Origin of the sequence: Sinorhizobium arboris LMG 14919, assembly GCF_000427465.1 — a bacterium.
GTDB lineage: Bacteria > Pseudomonadota > Alphaproteobacteria > Rhizobiales > Rhizobiaceae > Sinorhizobium > Sinorhizobium arboris.
In genome coordinates this window covers 123,800-142,735 of the sequence record NZ_ATYB01000008.1, presented here as the reverse complement: position 1 = coordinate 142,735, position 18,936 = coordinate 123,800, and the positions used below count along the sequence as shown (strand labels likewise).

Genomic DNA, 18,936 nt, shown 5'->3' with positions numbered 1-18,936 from the left:
TGGCGATTGTCATTATCATCCAATCCCGATTGTTATCCCGCCGTGCATTTCTACGTATAAAGGGGTATAAGCTGAGAACCGGCAGGTGTGCGTCGACGATTCGACACCACTCTAGCGCGAGCCCTATCGGGGAGATCGGACTCGCCGCCGGGGCAGTCGCTCGTTCGGGCTTCCCCTTATGGGCGATCCATTTCGCTGGAGAGTTGCATGACGAAGGACTCCGGATCAGGAGATGACCCCGTCGAAGTTCCGGCTTGGCCCGCCCACATGGAGCGGCGCCGTTGGCCGCGCGATCCAGCAGCGCGGAAGGATCGTTCATCCGAAAGACCACCGGCACTCGTTCCCTCGCGGTTTTCGACGCGTGAGTTGCCGCCGGAGGAACAATTCAAATCGTGGCGGGCGCATATGGCGCCCCTCGTGGACGTGCGTTTGCCCGATGGAGTATCCGAAGAGCAGGGTTTTCCGGCCGAACTGGTCGGATGGCATCTCGGCGACTTGCTGGTCGTTCAGCAGAATACACCCGCACATAGCTACGAGCGGTCTCAAACGATGTTGCGCTCGAGCCCGATCGATCACTGGAACGTCGGCCTCTTTCGCAGCGGCCGGTCGTGGACCGAAGCCGACCGCCGCGTTACGGAGACCGGTCCCGGAGAGTTCTTCTTCCGCTCGCTCGGCTACCCCTATCGCGGGCGCATGACGGACGCCGCAGCTATCCTCCTGTTCATGCCGTATGAACTGCTTGCGGACGATGCGGGCAAGCTCGAAGGTGCCAACAACTCGGTCCTGTCAGGCAGCCTGGCCGACCTGCTCGCGAATTATATCAAGGGCATGGAAGAAAACCTCGGCAACATCACCATGGAAGAAGTGCCGCGCATCGTTCGCACGATACGCGACATGGTCGTCGCCTGCGCGTCGGCCGTGAGACCGGACGCGGGAAGCTCCCAGGCGAAAATGGGAGTGATGGAGCGGGCGCACCGATATATCCACCTCAACCTGCACTCGCCCGGCCTGACGCCCGAAACCATATGCCGGGAGCTCGGCATTTCCAGAACCCGCCTCTACCAGCTTTTCGAGCCGAGCGGCGGTGTGCTCAACTATATCCGCAGGCGCCGGCTCCTGCAGGCTTACGCGGAGCTCAGCGATCCGTCGAATAGCCGGCCGATCGCGGAGATCGCGGAAGCGGCCGGTTTCGACCTCGCGGCCAACTTCACCCGTGCGTTCAACCACGAATTCGGAGCAAGCCCGCGCGACATCCGTAAGGCTGCCGCCGCCGAAAGACTCATCACGCCGGTTGCCCCGCCGGAGCGGGATCGTGGGGCCACCATCGGCGACTGGCTCAAATCCGTTCAGGGATGAGACGGGGGCGGAGTATCGCGGCAGGCAATTGATCGATCGGCCGCCGCTGCGGTCCTTCGGCCTCACGCATTGGCGCCGCCGTCGATCGTCAGCGAAGCGCCGGTGACGAACTTGCCTTGCGGCCCCGCCAGCCAGGTGACGAGGCCGGCGATGTCTTGCGGCTCACCGAAGCTGCCGGTTGCGATGCGCTCCCGTTGCGCTTCGGCGTGGTCGCCGTTGACCGGGTTCATATCGGTGTTGGTCGAGCCTGGATGCACGATGTTGACGGTGATCCCGCGCGCGCCGAGGTCACGAGCCAGGCCCTTCGTCAGGCCGGCAAGGGCGGCCTTGCTGGCCGAATAAAGGCTGATCCCCGGCCAGGGAACGAGTTCGGCCAGATTACTGCCGATCGTAATTATCCTTCCGCCGTCGCCGAGATGCCTGGACGCCGCCCGAATAGCCACGAAGGGCGCGCGGAAATTGACCGCCATCACTTCGTCGAAATCGGCGACAGTCGTCTCCTCGAGCGGAGCCGAGTGCCAGATTCCCGCGCTGTTGACCAGTATGTCCAGCCTCCCAAAGGCTTCGACAGTTTCGCGAACTGCCAGTTCGATGGCTTCTGCATCGCGATTGTCGGCGCGGATTGCAACTGCGCGACCGCCGGCCCGTTCGATCTCAGACACGACCGCCCGCGCCTGGTCGGCCGCATTCACATAGGTAAGGGCCACCGCCGCCCCCTCCAGTGCAAGCGCCTTGGCAATCGCCGCGCCGATACCCCTGCTGCCGCCGGTAACGAAAGCGGTCTTTCCGGCCAAAGTCGTCGATGTCATCGTGAACTCCATTATGTAGTGATCGATACATAAACCGTGCACGAGCTTGCCAATCGCTGTCAAGCGATATATTTATCGATCACTACAGAAAAGAGTTGACCTATGTCCGACAAGGGCCGGCCCAGAAGTTTCGATCGTGCCGATGCGCTCATGCGCGCCATGCAGGTATTCTGGGAGAAAGGATACGAGGGGGCCTCGCTCACGGCCCTGACCGCTGCTATGGGCATCAATGCGCCCAGCCTCTATGCCGCTTTCGGCTGCAAGGAAGCGCTATACCTGGAGGCAATGGAGCTTTACTCGAAAACCTTCGGCACTGAGATCTGGACAGCCCTCGATACAGCGCCCACGGCAAGGGAGGCAGTCAGCCGCTTCCTTCTCGCGACAGCGGAAGCCTATTCTCAGCCGGACACCCCGCATGGCTGTCTGATAGCGCTCGGCGGGCTTCATCAGACTGCGATTCCCAAAGCCGTCTGCCAGGCGTTAACAGGTCACCGCACGGAGAATGTCGATAAACTGCGCCGCCGGCTGGAGGCTGCAATCGCGAAAGGCGAGTTGCCCGACAGGGTGGATGCCGGGGCTGTCGCGACCTTCTATGCGACGGTACAACATGGAATGTCGATCCTCGCGCGCGATGGCGGCAGCTATGAAGCGCTGAAGAACGTCGCCGACGGCGCAATGGCCGCCTGGAACGTGCTGACGCAAGACGGCAAGCCATAAAAGAAATGCCCGGCGGGACGAGGAAAAGCCGCCGGGCGAGCATGGCGGAAGAGCGTTCGCGGTCATCTCCCGCTCGAAAGAGTTCCTGGATCTCCGGTTCGCGATTATTGGACGACCTGGACCACCGTGCGGCTTTTCGGCTCGACGATGACGCGCTTCTCGTTGACAACCGCATAGGCATATCGCGTATCGTCGGGGATCGGCGTGACCACCACAGTCTCAGGCAACGGTTTTCCGACGACGATCTCCTGTTGAACGACGACCGGCTCCGCCGGAAGCGGCTGCGCCTCGACATACTCGATTACCTTTGGCGGCGGCGGGTCGATCGCGGCACCCGCGACTGCTCCTGCGACGCCTCCGACGGCAGCCCCGACCGGGCCGCCTATGACTGCACCTGCAGCAGCTCCGCCGGCTGCGCCGGTTACGGTGCTGTTCTTGGTCGTGTTCTGCGCAGCGGCAGGCACAGCAAAGCAGCCGAGTCCAAGACCCAGAACAATGGCACCTCTGAGGATCAGTTCTTTCATCAGGCATTCTCCCGTTATGCAAATCGTGTCCCTTCGGCCAAACAACTGTTGGGTTCGGAAGTTGTTCCGTGCCCGGACAAAGGGGGTAACACGCGCGATCGGACCAGACGCGCGACTGCCGCTGAGCGGAAGGGCCGGTCTGGTGTTCGGATCCCGACTGCCTGATCTGGAGCGATATTCCGAACGCACTCCGACGGTTCGGTCTGGTTCACCGATCCAACCTACGGAATGTTATCGGACGATGAGGGCCAGCGCCCCTTCAGCTTAGCCTCAGGTCGACGCCCGGGTGGAGTTTCTTCAGGTTCGGCAGGGATTTCGTTTGCCAGGGGAACTCGGAGCTTCCGCGAACGATAAACTGGATGTTCGGGTGCTTTCGCGCTTCGATGGTGAGCTTCGCCAGCAGGTTGATCCCGGAGGAATTGAGGAACTGCAGGCCCGTGAGGTCGACGGTCATTCGCTCTGGCTCGGATTCAAGCATGCTTGTCACGAGGGAGAAGATCGGAGCGTAAGCCTCGGTGCTCGGCAGGCGCATCGTCCCATCGAAATAGATGTCCTTGCCTTCCGACCAAACGCGATATTCGTCTTCCTTGATTTCCATGTTTTCGTCCATCAATTCGAGAGATCGGGGATGGCGATCGAGGCGTAGGTCTCCAGCGGAATCTTGCCGTCCTCTTCGCCGGATCCGAAAATCCAGGCGAAGTGAGCACCATAATCGCTCATGAGGGTCAGAAGGCCAAGCCCGGAGCCGGCTCCCGAACCTGTTGCATTCGCCTCTATCCGCTGTATCAGAAGGTCGGAGGGATCTCCTATCGTAATTTCCGAAAGCAGATGCCGGAATTTCTCGGCCGTGCCCTTATCGACGAGATTGGACACCTTCGTGCGAAACGTGTTGTGGGCGATCGATGCCTCAACGACGATTTCGCCGCCGGCACGGAATTTCACGGCGTTCTCTATCAGCTCGTTGGTCAGGTAGCCGACATTGTGCCGGACCTCCTTGTAGACGCCACGGGAGGTTTTGTAGCGCAGCGCCGCGACTTCGGCGACGAAGTCGGAAGTCATTGCGCAATGTTTCCAGCCGAGTTCAAGCGGGCCGTCGAAGAGACGGAGTTTCGTCAAATTCTCGCCCGTCCCGACGGCAAGATCTTCCAGTCCATACAAAGTCGTCATTACCTGTGCCTCATCACCACCAGAGTGATATCGTCATGAATTTTCTGGGTGCCTATATGTGTCATCAGGTCCTCGATGATGCCGGACTTGACGTCCTCAGCGCTGCTGCCATAGCGGCACCGGGCGCTTTCGCAGAGCCTTTCGATGCCGAAGAGTTCGCCGCTTCCGCTCTCCGCCTCCGTCACGCCATCGGTGTGGAGAATAATCATATCGCCGCGACCGAAGGAGATTTCGCGCGTCGCCACGAAGGGGGAGATATCCGGCTCCAAGCCAATCGGCAGCCCGAGATCGAGCGTGTCGATCCGCTCCACCCTTTCCGGATCTCTGATGACAATCAACTCCTCGTGCTGGCCCGAAAGGGTCAGCCTTGCTCCGTCATAGTCGAGGAACGCCAGCGAGAGATGTTTGTTGGTACTGGTCCTCACGAGATTCTTATAGATTGCCCGGTTCACGCGGTTGAGGAATTGCGCCGGCTCCATTTCCCCCACTTCCTGCAAGGCGCGGGCCACGGATTGGACCATGAGCATCAGCACGCCGCTCTCGAGACCATGGCCCGTCACGTCGCCAATCCCGATCTTCAACCGCTTTCCGTCCTTCAGGACGTCGTAATAGTCGCCGCCGACCTCATCGGCGGGACGCATATAGGCGGCGATCTCCAGTTCGGCGATTTCTTCAAGCTCGACGGCCTTCGGCAGGACCATCATCTGGATCCGGCGGGCGACGGCGAGTTCCGCACCGAGACGCAGGTTCTCGCTGCGCAGCTGCTCGTTCAGTTCCGAGATCTGGAGGTTCGCCTCCTCGATCTCCTTCGTCCGGTCCTCGACCAGCTGCTCGAGGTTTTCAGTGTGGAAGCTGATCTCTTCCGCCATACGATTGAAGGCTGCGCCGGCCTCGCCGACCTCGTCACGCGTCGGAATGTCGACCCTCACCGAATAATCCTTGGCTTCGATGCGCTTGGCGGCATTGGCAAGCGCGCTTATGCCGCCGGTAATTCGCTTGGATATGGCGAATACGGCGGCAATGACGAAGACCAGGGATACGAGGAGCGCCAGTACCTGATAGATCAGGATCCTGTTCGTCGCCTGCGATATCCCGGCCTGCGCGGCAAACAGCGAAGCGTAGATTTCCCGCTCGGGCACGGCGATGCCGAGTAACATCGCTTCGCGGCGTACCGGACCGGATGCCCACAGATTGGTCGGCTGCAGCTGTTTCAGGACCACCAGATACGGCACCCTCTCGCCGTTCTCCTGGAGCATAATATGCTTGAGCAATCCATCCTCGCCCAAGGGCAGTTGAGCGATTTCCGGTTGAACGCTGCGGCGTAGAGAGCGATCGAGCCCCGTTACGCCTTCGCCAGCTTCGGCGCTTGATGCCCGAAGCCCGATCACCTTTTCTCCAACCGGATTGATGGCGACGACGTTGCCGTCCGACATCGTTAGAAAACCGAAACCGGTTTCGGCGACCTTGACGTTCTCGACAATCTCGGCCAATTGGTCGAGCGTGATATCCGCGCCGGCGGCGCCGAGCACCCGCCTGCGGTCGCGCGACCACAACGGCTGGAAGAAACTGACGATCAGCTTGCCGGTTATCGCGTCGGTATAGGGAGCAGTCTGGGTGATGTCGCCATTCACCGGACGCGATTTGGGATCACGCGCCCATTGTTCCCAGGATTCGTAAAGTCCCGGGAAGAAGAAAGACCAGAACTCCGCCGAATTGTGTCCCGGGTACAGCTTATCGAAGGTCTGGGCCTGGTCCGTATAAGGCGCCGTCCTGAATATCGGCCGCTCTTTCGGCCCGATATAGTACATCTGCAGCTTCGACTGACCGTTTGCGAGCAGGCTCGGCGCGACGAGGTCGAGAACCGCGCTGTTCTCTATGTCCGTCTGCACGTCGGGAAGCGGAACGTGGTTCTGGTCAAGAAGATACCCCCAGACGCTGACGACCGACGGGGGACCTGGCAGGTTCTGAGCCCAGCCGCCTTTTTGATCGTACGCGACCGTCACGGTTCCCGGTGCGCCACGCGCCATTGCTTCCCCGATTTGCGATTTGCGCACCGGCCGATCGATTTGCTCCTGGAGGACCCCCGCCAATGTACCCACATCGGAATGGACCTGCTCGAGTAGCAGGTTGACGCGGGCAGCCGTCGTCGCCGCATAGGAACGGATATAGTCCTGGTTGGCCTCCTCCAGGCCGCGGCCGACTTCCGCCGCCGCATCGCGCGAAAGCCTCTGCACGTTCCAGAGCGCAAGACCGCCGGTGACGAGTAGATCGAAGAGCACGGCGCTTCCCACGACGAGAACGAATTTGGCGCGGAACGAGCGCAGGCCCAAACGGGTGGCGTTGTCCCCGAGCGCGCTCATAGTGGTTTGCGCCCTGAGGCGGCCCAGATCGGCCAGCCGGCATAACCCTTGGGATGAAGGGCCGCGAATATATGATCCTTGAACCCTTGGCGGAAACGTTCGATGAACTCGGGCGAGTCGCCGCGCTTCACGGCCATTTCACCGGCATAGACATTCTCCCACGCGGCAATGATATCGGCGAAGTCCTGAGGATCTCCGTCGAGATTGGTCACCATGAACGATTCTACGATGATATCGTCGAAGCCGGCGTCGACAAGATAGCGCTTGCTCTTCGGCCCGAGCTCCACGTCCATCTCGAAATGGCTGAACAGCCTTGCGACCTCGTTATAGGTCCATTGGATGCTCTTCGCGCGCGGTTCGCCGAGACAGTGCGAATTTTTTTCATTGGTGACATACACCCGCCCGCCCGGCTTGCAGATCCGGAAGAGCTCCTTCAGGAGGACGTCCGGCTGATTGAATATCTGCAGCGAATGTCGGCAGGTGACGAAGTCGAACTGGTTGTCCTCCAGCAGCATCTCGGAGGCATCGCCATAGGTATATTCGATATCGGTTATGCCGAAACCGGAAGCCACGTCGCGCGCATAGGCGAGGCTCGCCTTCGAGTGGTCGAGCGCGACGATGCGCGCGGGCTGGAACTCCTTTCGCACCAGCATGGCGAAGTCACCGATGCCGCAACATATGTCAGCCATCGCCATACCCGGATGCAGGCCGTGACGCGGGAGGATGGCGCGCTCGTGGCGCCAGGTCATCTTCGTTTGGGTGCGCAGGATCGGGATAAAGCTCGTGTTTTCGACGAAGCTTTGCCCGGGGTAGAACTTCGAGTCGTAGACCTCGACGGTCACTTGCGGCTCGATCTTGTTCAAGTGGGCGAACATCCGTTCGGTCCAGCCCACGACGCTCGAGGTCACGACGACGAAGCGAATGTCCGACCTCGTGCGACACGCATCGAGAAGGACGCGCGCGAAGGCATGATAAGCCGTGTTGTTCATCTGCACCAAGCGCTTGACGTTGATGTAGAGAACGCCTCGCACCTCTTCGATGGCGCCTTTGAGCATCGAGATGCTAGCGGCGATCTCGTCGGCCGAGCGCGGCCGCACCACCCCAGAAAGGGCAAATTCCTGGCTGTTCGGGTCGAACTCCGCCTTGAAAGGGGCTGCAAACGCGGTCGTACTCACCTCACCACTCCTTCAAGAGGCAGATCCACGACAAGCGTGATCGATGGTGGTTCGCTTTCGTCGAGCCGGACGTCGGCATCGAAATTGATCGACAGGTCCAGAAGAACAGCCTCGCGACTCGGTGCGAGATCGGTAGAGATGGAATCAAGGTAGCGCGCATGGGCGTCGCCGTCGCGGGTCTTCGATACCGCCTCGCGATAGAACTGCCTCTGACCGGGCGGACAGGGAAAGGTAACCTCCACCCGTTCGGTCGGGCCCCACCGATAGACCGCGCAACCGATCCTGCCGTCGGGCGAGCCGCCGCGGAACGAGACCTCGAGGAGCTCGTTCAGTGCGGACGAAAAGAAGTTCGAATGACGAACGGGGTCACTGCGATTGTGGCTTATCATCCGCGCCATGAAGGTCGACAGCTGGTCGCAATGATTCCAATCGGAAAGAAAGGCGCCCATCTCCATCTCGAACTGGAGCAAGGGCTCGAAGGGGGCTTCCGTTGGCTGGATCTCGGCTCCGTGCATGCGGCTTCCTCCACCTCAAAAACGCTGCGCGATTTTCAACACCTCTCCTGAAAGGCTCCAAGCAAGCATCCGCTCATGTTCGCAGGAGACCTGCCGCGGTCATCGCCGGCGACCTGCGGAGAAAATCCCCTATTGCTTCCGCGCGCATCGGAAAGCCGAGAAGATGTCCCTGCAGGCGGTCACAGCCTTCTTTCTGGAGCCAGGCTGCCTGGTCCGCGGTCTCTACGCCTTCGGCGGTAACATTCATGCCCAAACCATGGGCGAGCGCGATGATGGAGCGCACGATCGTCTGGCTCTTCTCATCCCGCTCCAGGTCCCTGATGAAATATTGGTCAATCTTGATCGTGTCGAAGGGAAAATTCTTCAGGTAGCTCAGCGACGAATAGTAAGTCCCGAAATCGTCGAGCGAAATCTGGACACCCAGAACATTTAAGGTGTTGAGCGTATCGAGATTGTTGGTCGTTCGCTCCAGAAGCACCGACTCGGTGACTTCGAGCTCGAGGCGGTCGGCCCGCATACCGACCAGGTCGAGCGTCTGGGCCACGCGATCCGTGAGCCCCTCGTGGAGGAATTCGGCGGGAGACAGGTTGACGGCGATCGTGAAGTGCGGCGGCCAGTCCATGGCTGCACGGCACGCCCGCTCAAGCAGCCACCGCCCGATGTCGCTCATCAACCCGTCGGCTTCCGCCATCGGAATGAAGACATTCGGAGGGATGATGCCTACCAGCGGGTGACGCCACCGCAGAAGCGCTTCGAAGCCAACGACCGACGAGGATGGCGTCACCAATGGCTGATATTCGAGGAAGAACTGCCCCTCCTGAAGGGCGGTGCGCAGGGTTCGCCGCAACATTTCCCTTTGTTCGAGCACGATGAGCATGGAGCGGGTGAACGTACTTGACCGGCCCCGCCCGTCCTTCTTTGCCGCATAAAGCGCGATATCGGCAGCTTTCATCAGTTGCTCGACTTCGTTGCCGTCGGCCGGAGCGACGGCAATTCCGACGCTGGCTCCGACGAAGACGCTGATGCCCTCGACCGTGAACGGTTCCTTGAAGGCGTTGATCAGTGCGTCCGCCAGACGTTCGGCCTCGCTGGGCTGGTCAGTTCTCCACTGAATGACTGCGAACTCGTCGCCGGCCAGACGATACGCGAACTCCCGATCCCTCAGAACGCTTCTGATCCGGTCCGCCGCCATCTTCAGAACCGCGTCCCCTGCCCCGTGTCCCAACGTGTCGTTGATCGGCTTGAAGTCGTCGAGGTCGATCTGCATGAGCGCCAATCGGCCGCCATTCGGCACAGGCAACGCGCCGCGCAGCTGGTCGCTGAATTGCCGCCGGTTGGGCAACCCGGTGAGGACGTCATGGGTTGCCTGATGCAGGAGAAGAGCACGATCGCTCTCGCCCGGGCTAAACGTTTCACGGTATGTGGATCTGCTTTCAGCTTCGACGACGCCGATGCCGGCGGCACTGCGGAAGATGATGAGCGTGCGTCGACTCCCGGTCGATGCATGAGCGATCTCGACCGTTCTCGGCAATCCCGTCGCGACGACGAACTCCACGGCGGACTTCGGACCGGACGCCAGCAGTTCGGGATAAATGTGCCAAAGGGATGCCTCGACGAGGGAATCCACGGCATATGTTCGTCTGTGCCGCGGCGTGCATTCGACCAGTCGAAAGCTTTCGTCGTAGAGCGAGACAAGTTCGTCGGAATGGGCGAAAAAGTCGGCCTCGACAGCAGATGCAGCAGGCAGTGTCGTATCGCCGTCCGGCATCCTCGCCTTTCCTTCCGTTCCGTGTCGCCCGAGCGAGCCCCGCTACCGGGACTACAGTTCGCTAACGTTGATGCATGTCAATTCTCGTTCCCAGCCCTGCCCTTCCTGAAAATTATCGCGGAACGTGTCGCGGTCAATGGCGCACGACCGCAGAGAGTTAATTTGCCTCTCCAAAACCCGTCTGCTGGCACGTTGCCGCGACCGATCCATCTGCAATGAATCGGTTCCTGAACGCATCCACACAGGAATCAAGGGGTCGCGGCAGACAGTCCATAGGTCGCGTGCGAGAGAGCACGCTCTATGCCGCGCAATTCCGCAAGTCCCTTGAGGCGGCCGATTGCCGGATAACCGGGCTGGGCGCCGCGGGAGAGGTCGTCGAGAATTTCCTGCCCGTGATCCGGCCGCATCGGAATCTGGTGGTCTGCCCGCCCGGCTGCGCGCCGCCGCTGCTCCTCCCTGAGAAGTTCGGCAATCACCGCCACCATATCCGTATTGCCCTCCAGATGCTCGTCCTCATAGAAGGAACAGGGCGTCCTCTCCTCCTCGCGAAGAACGTTGCGCAGGTGGACGAAATGAATGCGGGATGCGAACTTGCGGACCATGGCCGGCAGATCGTTGGCAGCAAGGGCGCCGAGAGAGCCCGTGCACAAGGTGACGCCATTGGCCGGACTGTCGACTTCCCGCAGCATGAAGGCGTAATCCTCGGCGTTCGAGAGAATGCGCGGCAGGCCGAGGAGCGCCCATGGCGGATCGTCGGGATGGGCGCAGATGTTTATGCCCGCCCGTTCTGCCACCGGCGTCACCTCCGCGAGGAACTCCACCAGATGACGCTGCAGCTTTTCGCGGCTGATGCCGTCATAGCTGCGGAGATGATCCCTGAGCTGCGGCAGACTGTAGCCGTCGGCGGAGCCGGGAAGCCCGGCCCCGACATTGCGGGAGAGCGCAAGCCGACGCTCCTCGGTCATTTCGCGAAACCGCCGCTCGGCTGCTTCGCGCGTCGCCGCGTCGTAGTCCTCGCGGGCGCCCGGCCGCCCGAGGAGATGGACGTCGAAGGCTGCAAAGTCGATCCGGTCGAAGCGCATCGCCTTGGCACCGTGGCGCGCCGTCCAGCGCAGGTCGGTGCGGGTCCAGTCGAGGACCGGCATAAAATTGTAGCAAACCGTTCGGATCCCGGCGGAAGAAAGGCGGCGCAGCGTTTCCTGCCAGTTGGCGACGTGCTCACGCCAGGGGCCGGTCTGCGTCTTGATGCATTCGGAAACGGGGACGCTTTCCACCACTTCCCACTCCAGACCGCCCCTGCGGACCTCCTCCTGTCGCTTGCCGATCTCCTCGACCGGCCAGACCTCCCCGGTCGGGATGTGATGCAGTGCACTGACGATGCCCTGCGCACCCGCCTGCGCTGCGTCTTGAACGCTCACCCGGTCCACCGGCCCGAACCAACGCCATGTATGTCGCATATGAACTCCTTAAGAAAGAAATGTCAGCTGCACCTTGCATGCAGCGGACCGATCGCCGGCCTGCTCGAACGCCAGAACCGCCTCGTCGATCGGAAACTGATGGGAAATAATCGGCCGGACATCGATCCGGCGATCGGAGATGAGCTTGACCGCAAGGGCGAACTCACTGTCGAACCGCTGAGATCCCACGAGCCGCAATTCCTTGCCGACCAGCGCATGGAGCGGGACGCTGATCTCGCCCGTCACTCCGACCTGCACGATCGTGCCGCGCGGCCGAACCGCCGCAACCGCGCTGCGCAGTGCCGGTTCGGCGGCAGAGCATTCGAAGGCAATATGGAAGTGGCCCTTGTCGGCCTCATAGGATGCGAGCCCGGCCGGATCGCGCCGGACATTGACAATGTGGGTCGCGCCCATGGCCAACGCCCTGTCGAGTGCGGCATCGGCGAGATCCGTGACGACGATCTCACCGGCTCCCGCGTGGCGGGCCGCCGCGACGACGAGCGCGCCGATCGGCCCTGCTCCGGTGACGAGTACTTTCCTTCCCGCGATTTCGCCCGCCTGGGCGACCGCGTGAAGACAGACCGCCAGCGGCTCGGCGCAGGCCGCCTCGCCGGGGCTGACCAGCGGGCCGGCGGAGTGACATTGAACGGCTCCAACCACCAGCCAGTCGCGGAACATGCCCTGAGTGTGGGGCAGACGCATGGCGCTGCCCAGAAAGCGCATATTGAGGCAGTGGACGGGAAGGCCCTCCCCGCAAAAGCGGCAGGTTCCGCAGGGCTGGCTCGGATTGACCGCCACCAGTTCGCCGATCGCAAGGCTACGGACGCCGGCCCCGAGCGCCGCGATCCTCCCAGAGGCCTCATGACCGGGAATGATCGGCTCGCGAACCCGAACGGGGCCGAAGCCCCCGTCCTGGTAATAGTGAAGATCGGAGCCGCAAATGCCGCCAGCGGCCATTTTCAACAGCACCTCGCCATCGCCCGGCGCTGGAACCTCGGCAACTTCCAGCCGAAGGTCGCGTTGGCCGTAAAGCCGGGCGAGGCGCGTGTGCATGGGTGCCCCCGACATCAGCGGATCAGCCCCACTGCCTGCGGCAGCCACAACACGACCGCGGGAACGAAGGTGATCAGAATGAGAGCGATGAACAGCGGCACGAGCCATGGCAGGATCGCCATCGTCGTCCGCTCGACCGAGAGCTTCGCCACTCGCGACAATACGAAGAGTACCATGCCGAGCGGCGGGTGAAGCAGGCCGATCATCAGGTTGAGCGTCATGATCAGCCCGAAATGCACCGGGTCGATCCCGAACTGGGCGGTCAATGGCAGCAGAATCGGCACCAATATGGTGATGGCGGCGATCGTATCGAGGAAGCAGCCAACGAACAGCATCAACAGGTTCACCAGGATGAGGAAAACCCATTTGTTGTCGGTGATCGTCAGGATCGCCCCGGAGAGCACCTGCGCGGCCTGGCTGACCGTCAGGAGCCAGGCGAAGATGGACGCCGCCGTGACGATGAAGAGCACCGACGCCGTGGTCTCGATCGTGTCGAAGGTGGCACGGGCGAGCGTCGCCATTGTCATGGTGCGGTAGCGCACCAGGCCCAGGAACAGCGACCAGATCACGGCGGCGACGGCGGCTTCCGTCGGGGTGAACCAGCCCATGGTCATGCCCCCGATCAGGATTATGGGCGTCATCAGCGCCATGACGGCGGAGAAGTCGAAATACCAGTCGAGCGCAAGCAGCACGACGAGCGCAATGCCGACCGCAAGGTTCATCGATAGGCCGGCCGCCATCAGAAGGTAGATGACAAGCGGCACGGCAAACACGACGACGACCTCGAGCGAAGCCGAGAGCAGCCTCCTCAGCTCGAAAGGCGTATCCGAGCCCCAGCCGCGCCTGTAGGCGAAGATCGCCACCGTCAGCATCATCAGCAGCGTCATCACCACGCCCGGCACGACACCGGCCATGAACAGCGCCCCGATCGAGACATTCGCCATCATGCCGTAGATCACGAAGGGCAGCGACGGCGGGAAGATGGGTCCAAGCGTCGCTGAGGCGGCGGTAACGCCGACCGCGGCTTCCACCGGATAGCCGTGATCCTTCATCGCCTTGATCTCGATGGTGCCGATGCCGGCGGCATCGGCAAGTGCCGTGCCCGACATGCCCGAGAAAATCACCGAGCCGACGATATTGACCTGTGCCAGCCCGCCCTTCATCCAACCGACGAGAGCGACGGCGAAGGAATAGATGCGGCCGGTGACGCCCGCAGAATTCATGAGATTGCCGGCAAGAATGAAGAAGGGCACCGCAAGCAGCGGAAAGCTCTCGACGCCTGCGATCATCCGCTGGGCGGCAATAATGTCGGGCGCAACATTGTAGAAGACGAGATAGAGGACCGACGCCGAGGCCATGGAGATGGCGACGGGAACGCCGACCAGCATCAGGACGAGAAAGGAACCGACGAGCAGGAGCATGGATATCAGTCCTCGACCTTCTGGAATTCCTCTGGCTTTTCGAGAACCGAATAGCCGCGGCGCTGATTGGCGACGAAGACCTGTATGGAGCGGATCAGCATCAATACGAAGCCCGCCATGACGCTGTAGAAGACGATGTTGCGCGGCAGATCGACGGTGACCATCCGTTCGTGGGCGACGATCGCCACGTAGCGCCACATCAGCCAGCAGGCATAGGCGAAAAAGACGATACGCACGAGATCGACGCAGATCGCCATGGCCCGGGCGGCGCTTAGCGGCAGATAATGATAGAGAACGTCGACCTGGATATGGCGCGACAGGCGCACGCACATGACTGACCCCAGGAACACCACGCCTATCAGGCAATTGGTGGCGATCTCCTCCGTCCAGGCATAGGAATCGTTGAGCACGTAGCGCGTGAAGAACTGCAGGAACACGCATCCCGTCATCAGCCAGAAAACGGCAAGCGTCACCCAATCCTCGAAGGCATAGTTGGAGAGGTCCGCCGACGGCGGGGCCTCCTCGAAAGCATGGGCAATTTCTTCGGGCGTCGTTTGCGAATGGACTTCCTGGGACATGGCATCATCCGGCTTCTAGTGCTGCGAAACGTCGGCCCGCCATGGCGGCGAGCCGACGACAGTTGTTCACTTGACGGCGCGGATGGCCTCCCAGTCTTCCTTGTTGTAGCCGAAGTCCTCGAGGGCCACCTTCTCATTGACGGTCTTTTCGAAATCGGCCCTGTCGACCTCGGTCACTTCGATGCCGCGCTCCTTGAAGGTCTCAACGAGCTTCGCCTCGCGTTCTTCGATGATCTTGGTGGCACGCTCGGCGGCCTCCTGCATCACCTCGGTGAAGATCTGCTTGTCGGCGTCGGAGAGCTGCGACCACAGATTTTTCGAAACGACCGTGTTCAGATGATCGACGATGTGGCCGGTCAGAACGATATGCTTCTGCACTTCGTAGAACTTCTTCGCCTCGATCGTCGTCAGCGGATTTTCCTGAGCCTCGACGGTGCCGTTCTGGAGGGCGAGATAGACCTCCGCAAAAGCGATCGGCGTCGTGTTGGCGCCGCACGCCCGCGGCATGGCGAGATAGGCCGGGACGTCCGGGACGCGCATCTTCAGGCCCTGCATGTCGGCGCATTTGGCAATCGGCCTGTTGGATGTGGTGTGGCGCGTGCCGTAATAGGTGACGGCAGTGATGTGGTTGCCCGACGCCTCTTCATATCCCGCGGCCAGGCGCTTGAATACATCGCTCTTGGTATAGGCGATCATATGGGCGGGGTCGCGGAAGATATAAGGAAAATAGGTGACGCCGATTGGCGCATAATCGCGCGCGGCGAAGCTCGAGCCCGAAATGATGATGTCGACGGTGCCGAGCTTCAGGCCCTGATTGATATCCGCCTCCTTGCCTAGCTGCGAGGCCGGGAACACGTCGATCTTGTATCGGCCCTCTGTGCGTTTGGCGATCTCTTCCGCCGCCCAGACCGACTCGCTATGGAACGGCTCCGACGTCTCGTAGACATGGGCCCATTTGAGCGCCGTCTGGGCATGAACCGATAGGGCCGATGCCAGAATGGTCGCGGTTGCACCGAGTAGCGTCAAAAGTCTGATCGTCATCTTCTTCCTCCTCCCAAAGTGAAGTCGTTCCTGTGATTACCCCCCGACGCGCCTCCATGCGGCGGGTATCGTACTGTCGGACGGTTCCTCTCCGAAACTCGCCGACAGGCGAATCTGAGACTGGTCGAGATGCGCCCGCATCGCGGTGCGCGCGGCGGCCGGATCACCCATGGCGATCGCGTCGCGAATGACGCGATGCTCCTCCATGGCGGCCCGCCAGGTCTCGGTATTTTCGAAATAGCTCGCGAGTTTTTCGAAATAGGGCGTCATGCGCATGTCGTGGATGCTGCCGACGAAGCGGTTCAGCGTGGCATTGGCGATGATGCTCGAAACGATGACGTGAAACTCGCGATCGATCGCAAGCGCGCGGCGGCGATCCTCAAGTGCGGCGGCCATCCGGGCAAGATTGTCGTCGAGAACGGATATATGCTCCGGGCGTGCCAGCCGGGCTGCTTCTTCCGCGATGGCACATTCGACCACGGCCCGCGCCCGCAGCAATTCGAAAGGACCTTCGAAGTCCTCCGGCGGCGCATCGGCCGCCGGTGCCGGACGCGCAGTGACATAGATGCCCGAGCCCATCCGGATGTCGATGAAGCCTTCCACTTCGAGCACGATCAGCGCTTCTCGGATGGTGGGCCGGGAAACCCCGAACATCTGCGCCAGTTCGCGCTCTGCCGGGAGGCGCGAACCGTGCGCCAACTCGCCCCTTTCGATCAGGGCCCGCATCTGATCCGCCACCTGGCGATAGAGACGACGCGATTCCACAGCAGAGAACATCATGATCCCTTTCGGCTGACACGCGGCCCAAGTGGCCAAGTGGTCATACCAATTGCAGAGACAATACTCATGCTTGCGGTTGAGTCAACTGCTGCCGGATCCAGTCGAACTGCGCACGGTGTTCTTTTGCGCCCTCACCACCGAAAAGCGTTGCGGGACGCCAGGCTTACAGACGGGCGAGACCTGCAAGCGCCTGGCGAACGATCTCCGCCAGCGGTTGAGCGACGTCTACGGCAATCGTCTTCACCTCTCCGGTCGGATCCTCGAGCGTCGCGAGCTGCGTCTGCAGTAACGAGGTCGGCATGAAATGCCCCGTGCGGTGGCGCATGCGCTCCGCAAGCACGGCCTCGCTGCCGCAGAGAAACACGAAGGCCAGTTCGTTTGGAGCACTTTCGCGAAGCTTGTCCCTGTAGCTGCGTTTGAGGGCGGAGCAGGAAACGATGATGGGTTCCCGGCTCGCCAGCTTCTCTCCTATCGCCGCGAGCCACGGCCAGCGGTCGTCGTCCGTGAGGGGAATCCCCTCCGACATCTTCCTGATGTTTTCCGAAGGATGGAGCGCGTCGCCCTCGAGGAAAGGACGGCCGTAGGCCTCGGCGATTGCCTCGCCCACCGACGACTTGCCGCTGCCGGAGACACCCATGACGACGATCGAGCCGGGGAAGCGCCTTGCCGCGTTTGGTTGTGATTTCGACTCAACACTCATCGTCGCAGACTTCTCGCTCCCTGCTGATGTTCTCTGGATCCGATCCGATGTGACGCTAACGTCCCGGCAACATGAAGTCTGTCCGTAGCGCCCGCAGTGAGCCAAGTCCATCGCCGACCTCGCCGATGGTTGGAAAATTGCGTTTTGACAAGAATGCGGCGCGTGCTGATTGCATCGCAGCGTCCATTCAAGCAAACTTATATGAGATAAGCTGAATCGAACCCGCGAGGAGATTACCAGATGAACAAGAAGGATCCCAACCCGATCGACGCCTTTGTCGGCTCGCGTGTTCGCATGCGACGGTTGATGATCGGCCTGAGTCAGGAAAAGCTCGCCGACGGGCTCGGCATCACCTTTCAGCAAGTCCAGAAGTACGAAAAAGGCACAAACCGCATCGGCGCCAGCCGGCTCCAGGCGATCGCCGACATACTGGGCGTCCATCCGAGCTTTTTCTTCCAGCAGGACGAAGGCAGCGCCCAGTCGGGCGGACCCGCTGCCGATATTCACGAATCGCAGGAGATTTCATCCTTCGTGGCCTCGAAGGAAGGTATCGCGCTCAACCGCGCTTTCTTGAAGATCGCCGATCCGGTGCTCCGGAAAAAAATCATCTCTCTCGTTTCGGCGATGGCGCAAACGCCGGACACGGATTCGGCCCCGGCCCAACCCGGAACCCGGCACACGGAATCGCTCCATGGCTGACGTTTGCCGCCGACACGGCTGTCCGTGACGACGATTGGCGGCGGACGTACTGCCTCCGTCGCTTTTTCCGCCGATGGGTCTGCCTGAATTTGCGCCAGATCAGACGCGATGAGAACAGTTTTTAGGCATTTCATTCGTCAGCAAAATATTTAGGCAAATCTATATTGCGAAACTTGCTGCAGCGCATCATGATGCGGCATGACCCATCACGACCTCACCATTCTTGTGATTGACGAGAACGCCATCCGCGCTTCGATCATCGAGGAAGGCCTGCGCGAAGCGGGGCACGGCAAGGTCACGGTGATCCACGAGGTTCACGGCGTCGCCCGGATTATCGAAACGCTCCGGCCCGACGTGATCGTCATCGACATCGAGAATCCCAACCGGGACATGATGGAGCATCTGTTCCAGTTGACCCGCACGGTGGGCCGGCCGATCGCCATGTTCGTCGACCGCTCCGACACGGCCTCCATCGAGGCGGCCGTCGAGGCAGGCGTTTCGGCCTATATCGTCGACGGCCTGAAGAAGGAACGCGTCAAGCCGATCCTCGACATGGCTGTCAGCCGTTTCAAAGCGTTCAGCCGGCTTCAGCGCGAACTGGCGGAGGCCAAATCCGCGCTCGAGGAGCGCAAGCTCGTCGAGCGCGCCAAGGGTATCCTCATGAAAATGCGCGGCCTTTCCGAAGAGGAAGCCTTCGCGCTGCTGCGCCAGACGGCGATGAACGAGAAGAAGAAGATTTCGGACATCGCGCAAAGCGTCGTCACCGCCGCCGGACTGCTGATCCGGTAATCGGCCGCTCTCTTGCCGCGGCACCTC

The 18,936-nt window shown here is 61.3% G+C and carries 19 protein-coding genes; 4 read left to right on the top strand and 15 right to left on the bottom strand.

What is annotated here, in order from left to right; genetic code table 11:
• The first annotated feature begins 207 nt into the window (after positions 1–207).
• The gene (locus SINAR_RS0101435; protein ID WP_027997380.1) at positions 208–1,356 is read left to right on the top strand and encodes a helix-turn-helix domain-containing protein; all 1,149 of its coding nucleotides are present in this window, start codon (positions 208–210) and stop codon (positions 1,354–1,356) included.
• 62 nt (positions 1,357–1,418) lie between these two features.
• Here the strand turns inward: SINAR_RS0101435 and SINAR_RS0101430 are convergent, their stop codons facing one another.
• On the bottom strand, positions 1,419–2,165 hold the full coding sequence (locus tag SINAR_RS0101430) for an SDR family NAD(P)-dependent oxidoreductase (RefSeq protein ID WP_027997379.1): 747 nt from the start codon (positions 2,163–2,165) through the stop codon (positions 1,419–1,421).
• Between the two features lie 102 nt (positions 2,166–2,267).
• Here SINAR_RS0101430 and SINAR_RS0101425 point away from each other — a divergent pair, with 102 nt between their 5' ends.
• Positions 2,268–2,882: a TetR/AcrR family transcriptional regulator gene (locus tag SINAR_RS0101425; protein ID WP_027997378.1), complete on the top strand. Its 615-nt coding sequence runs from the start codon at positions 2,268–2,270 to the stop codon at positions 2,880–2,882.
• Positions 2,883–2,986: 104 nt separating this feature from the next.
• Here the strand turns inward: SINAR_RS0101425 and SINAR_RS0101420 are convergent, their stop codons facing one another.
• The 14 genes from SINAR_RS0101420 to SINAR_RS0101355 all read right to left on the bottom strand — a co-directional run bounded on the left by SINAR_RS0101420 (position 2,987) and on the right by SINAR_RS0101355 (position 17,421).
• Complete coding sequence (locus SINAR_RS0101420) at positions 2,987–3,406, bottom strand: DUF1236 domain-containing protein (protein ID WP_027997377.1); 420 nt, start codon at positions 3,404–3,406, stop codon at positions 2,987–2,989.
• Positions 3,407–3,665: 259 nt separating this feature from the next.
• Positions 3,666–4,004 carry a slr1659 superfamily regulator gene (locus SINAR_RS0101415; RefSeq protein ID WP_027997376.1) on the bottom strand — a complete coding sequence of 113 codons (339 nt, stop codon included), beginning with the start codon at positions 4,002–4,004 and terminating at the stop codon, positions 3,666–3,668.
• An 11-nt stretch (positions 4,005–4,015) separates the two neighbouring features.
• Entirely contained in the window at positions 4,016–4,573 is a 558-nt protein-coding gene (locus SINAR_RS0101410) for a slr1658 superfamily regulator (RefSeq protein ID WP_027997375.1), read from the bottom strand.
• Complete coding sequence (locus SINAR_RS0101405) at positions 4,573–6,933, bottom strand: SpoIIE family protein phosphatase (RefSeq protein ID WP_027997374.1); 2,361 nt, start codon at positions 6,931–6,933, stop codon at positions 4,573–4,575. The genes SINAR_RS0101410 and SINAR_RS0101405 overlap by 1 nt, the downstream gene beginning before the upstream one ends.
• The gene (locus SINAR_RS0101400; protein ID WP_027997373.1) at positions 6,930–8,108 is read right to left on the bottom strand and encodes a class I SAM-dependent methyltransferase; all 1,179 of its coding nucleotides are present in this window, start codon (positions 8,106–8,108) and stop codon (positions 6,930–6,932) included. The genes SINAR_RS0101405 and SINAR_RS0101400 overlap by 4 nt, the downstream gene beginning before the upstream one ends.
• The gene (locus SINAR_RS0101395; protein ID WP_027997372.1) at positions 8,105–8,623 is read right to left on the bottom strand and encodes a hypothetical protein; all 519 of its coding nucleotides are present in this window, start codon (positions 8,621–8,623) and stop codon (positions 8,105–8,107) included. Before SINAR_RS0101395 ends, SINAR_RS0101400 begins: the two co-directional genes overlap by 4 nt.
• Positions 8,624–8,696: 73 nt before the next feature.
• Positions 8,697–10,391, bottom strand: a complete 1,695-nt coding sequence (locus SINAR_RS0101390; protein WP_027997371.1) for a putative bifunctional diguanylate cyclase/phosphodiesterase — start codon at positions 10,389–10,391, stop codon at positions 8,697–8,699.
• A 248-nt stretch (positions 10,392–10,639) separates the two neighbouring features.
• Positions 10,640–11,848 carry a mannonate dehydratase gene (uxuA, locus tag SINAR_RS0101385; RefSeq protein ID WP_027997370.1) on the bottom strand — a complete coding sequence of 403 codons (1,209 nt, stop codon included), beginning with the start codon at positions 11,846–11,848 and terminating at the stop codon, positions 10,640–10,642.
• 9 nt (positions 11,849–11,857) lie between these two features.
• Complete coding sequence (locus tag SINAR_RS0101380) at positions 11,858–12,901, bottom strand: L-idonate 5-dehydrogenase (protein ID WP_033056920.1); 1,044 nt, start codon at positions 12,899–12,901, stop codon at positions 11,858–11,860.
• Between the two features lie 14 nt (positions 12,902–12,915).
• Entirely contained in the window at positions 12,916–14,322 is a 1,407-nt protein-coding gene (locus tag SINAR_RS0101375; RefSeq protein ID WP_027997368.1) for a TRAP transporter large permease, read from the bottom strand.
• A 5-nt stretch (positions 14,323–14,327) separates the two neighbouring features.
• Positions 14,328–14,900: a TRAP transporter small permease gene (locus SINAR_RS0101370; protein ID WP_027997367.1), complete on the bottom strand. Its 573-nt coding sequence runs from the start codon at positions 14,898–14,900 to the stop codon at positions 14,328–14,330.
• A 66-nt stretch (positions 14,901–14,966) separates the two neighbouring features.
• Positions 14,967–15,941 carry a sialic acid TRAP transporter substrate-binding protein SiaP gene (locus tag SINAR_RS0101365; protein WP_027997366.1) on the bottom strand — a complete coding sequence of 325 codons (975 nt, stop codon included), beginning with the start codon at positions 15,939–15,941 and terminating at the stop codon, positions 14,967–14,969.
• Positions 15,942–15,977: 36 nt separating this feature from the next.
• The gene (locus tag SINAR_RS0101360; RefSeq protein ID WP_050577431.1) at positions 15,978–16,718 is read right to left on the bottom strand and encodes a FadR/GntR family transcriptional regulator; all 741 of its coding nucleotides are present in this window, start codon (positions 16,716–16,718) and stop codon (positions 15,978–15,980) included.
• A 166-nt stretch (positions 16,719–16,884) separates the two neighbouring features.
• On the bottom strand, positions 16,885–17,421 hold the full coding sequence (locus tag SINAR_RS0101355; RefSeq protein WP_027997364.1) for a gluconokinase: 537 nt from the start codon (positions 17,419–17,421) through the stop codon (positions 16,885–16,887).
• Positions 17,422–17,661: 240 nt separating this feature from the next.
• Here SINAR_RS0101355 and SINAR_RS0101350 point away from each other — a divergent pair, with 240 nt between their 5' ends.
• Together SINAR_RS0101350 and SINAR_RS0101345 are read left to right on the top strand one after the other, a co-directional pair.
• The gene (locus SINAR_RS0101350; RefSeq protein WP_027997363.1) at positions 17,662–18,120 is read left to right on the top strand and encodes a helix-turn-helix domain-containing protein; all 459 of its coding nucleotides are present in this window, start codon (positions 17,662–17,664) and stop codon (positions 18,118–18,120) included.
• 198 nt (positions 18,121–18,318) lie between these two features.
• Entirely contained in the window at positions 18,319–18,909 is a 591-nt protein-coding gene (locus SINAR_RS0101345) for an ANTAR domain-containing response regulator (protein WP_027997362.1), read from the top strand.
• Positions 18,910–18,936: the final 27 nt, after the last annotated feature.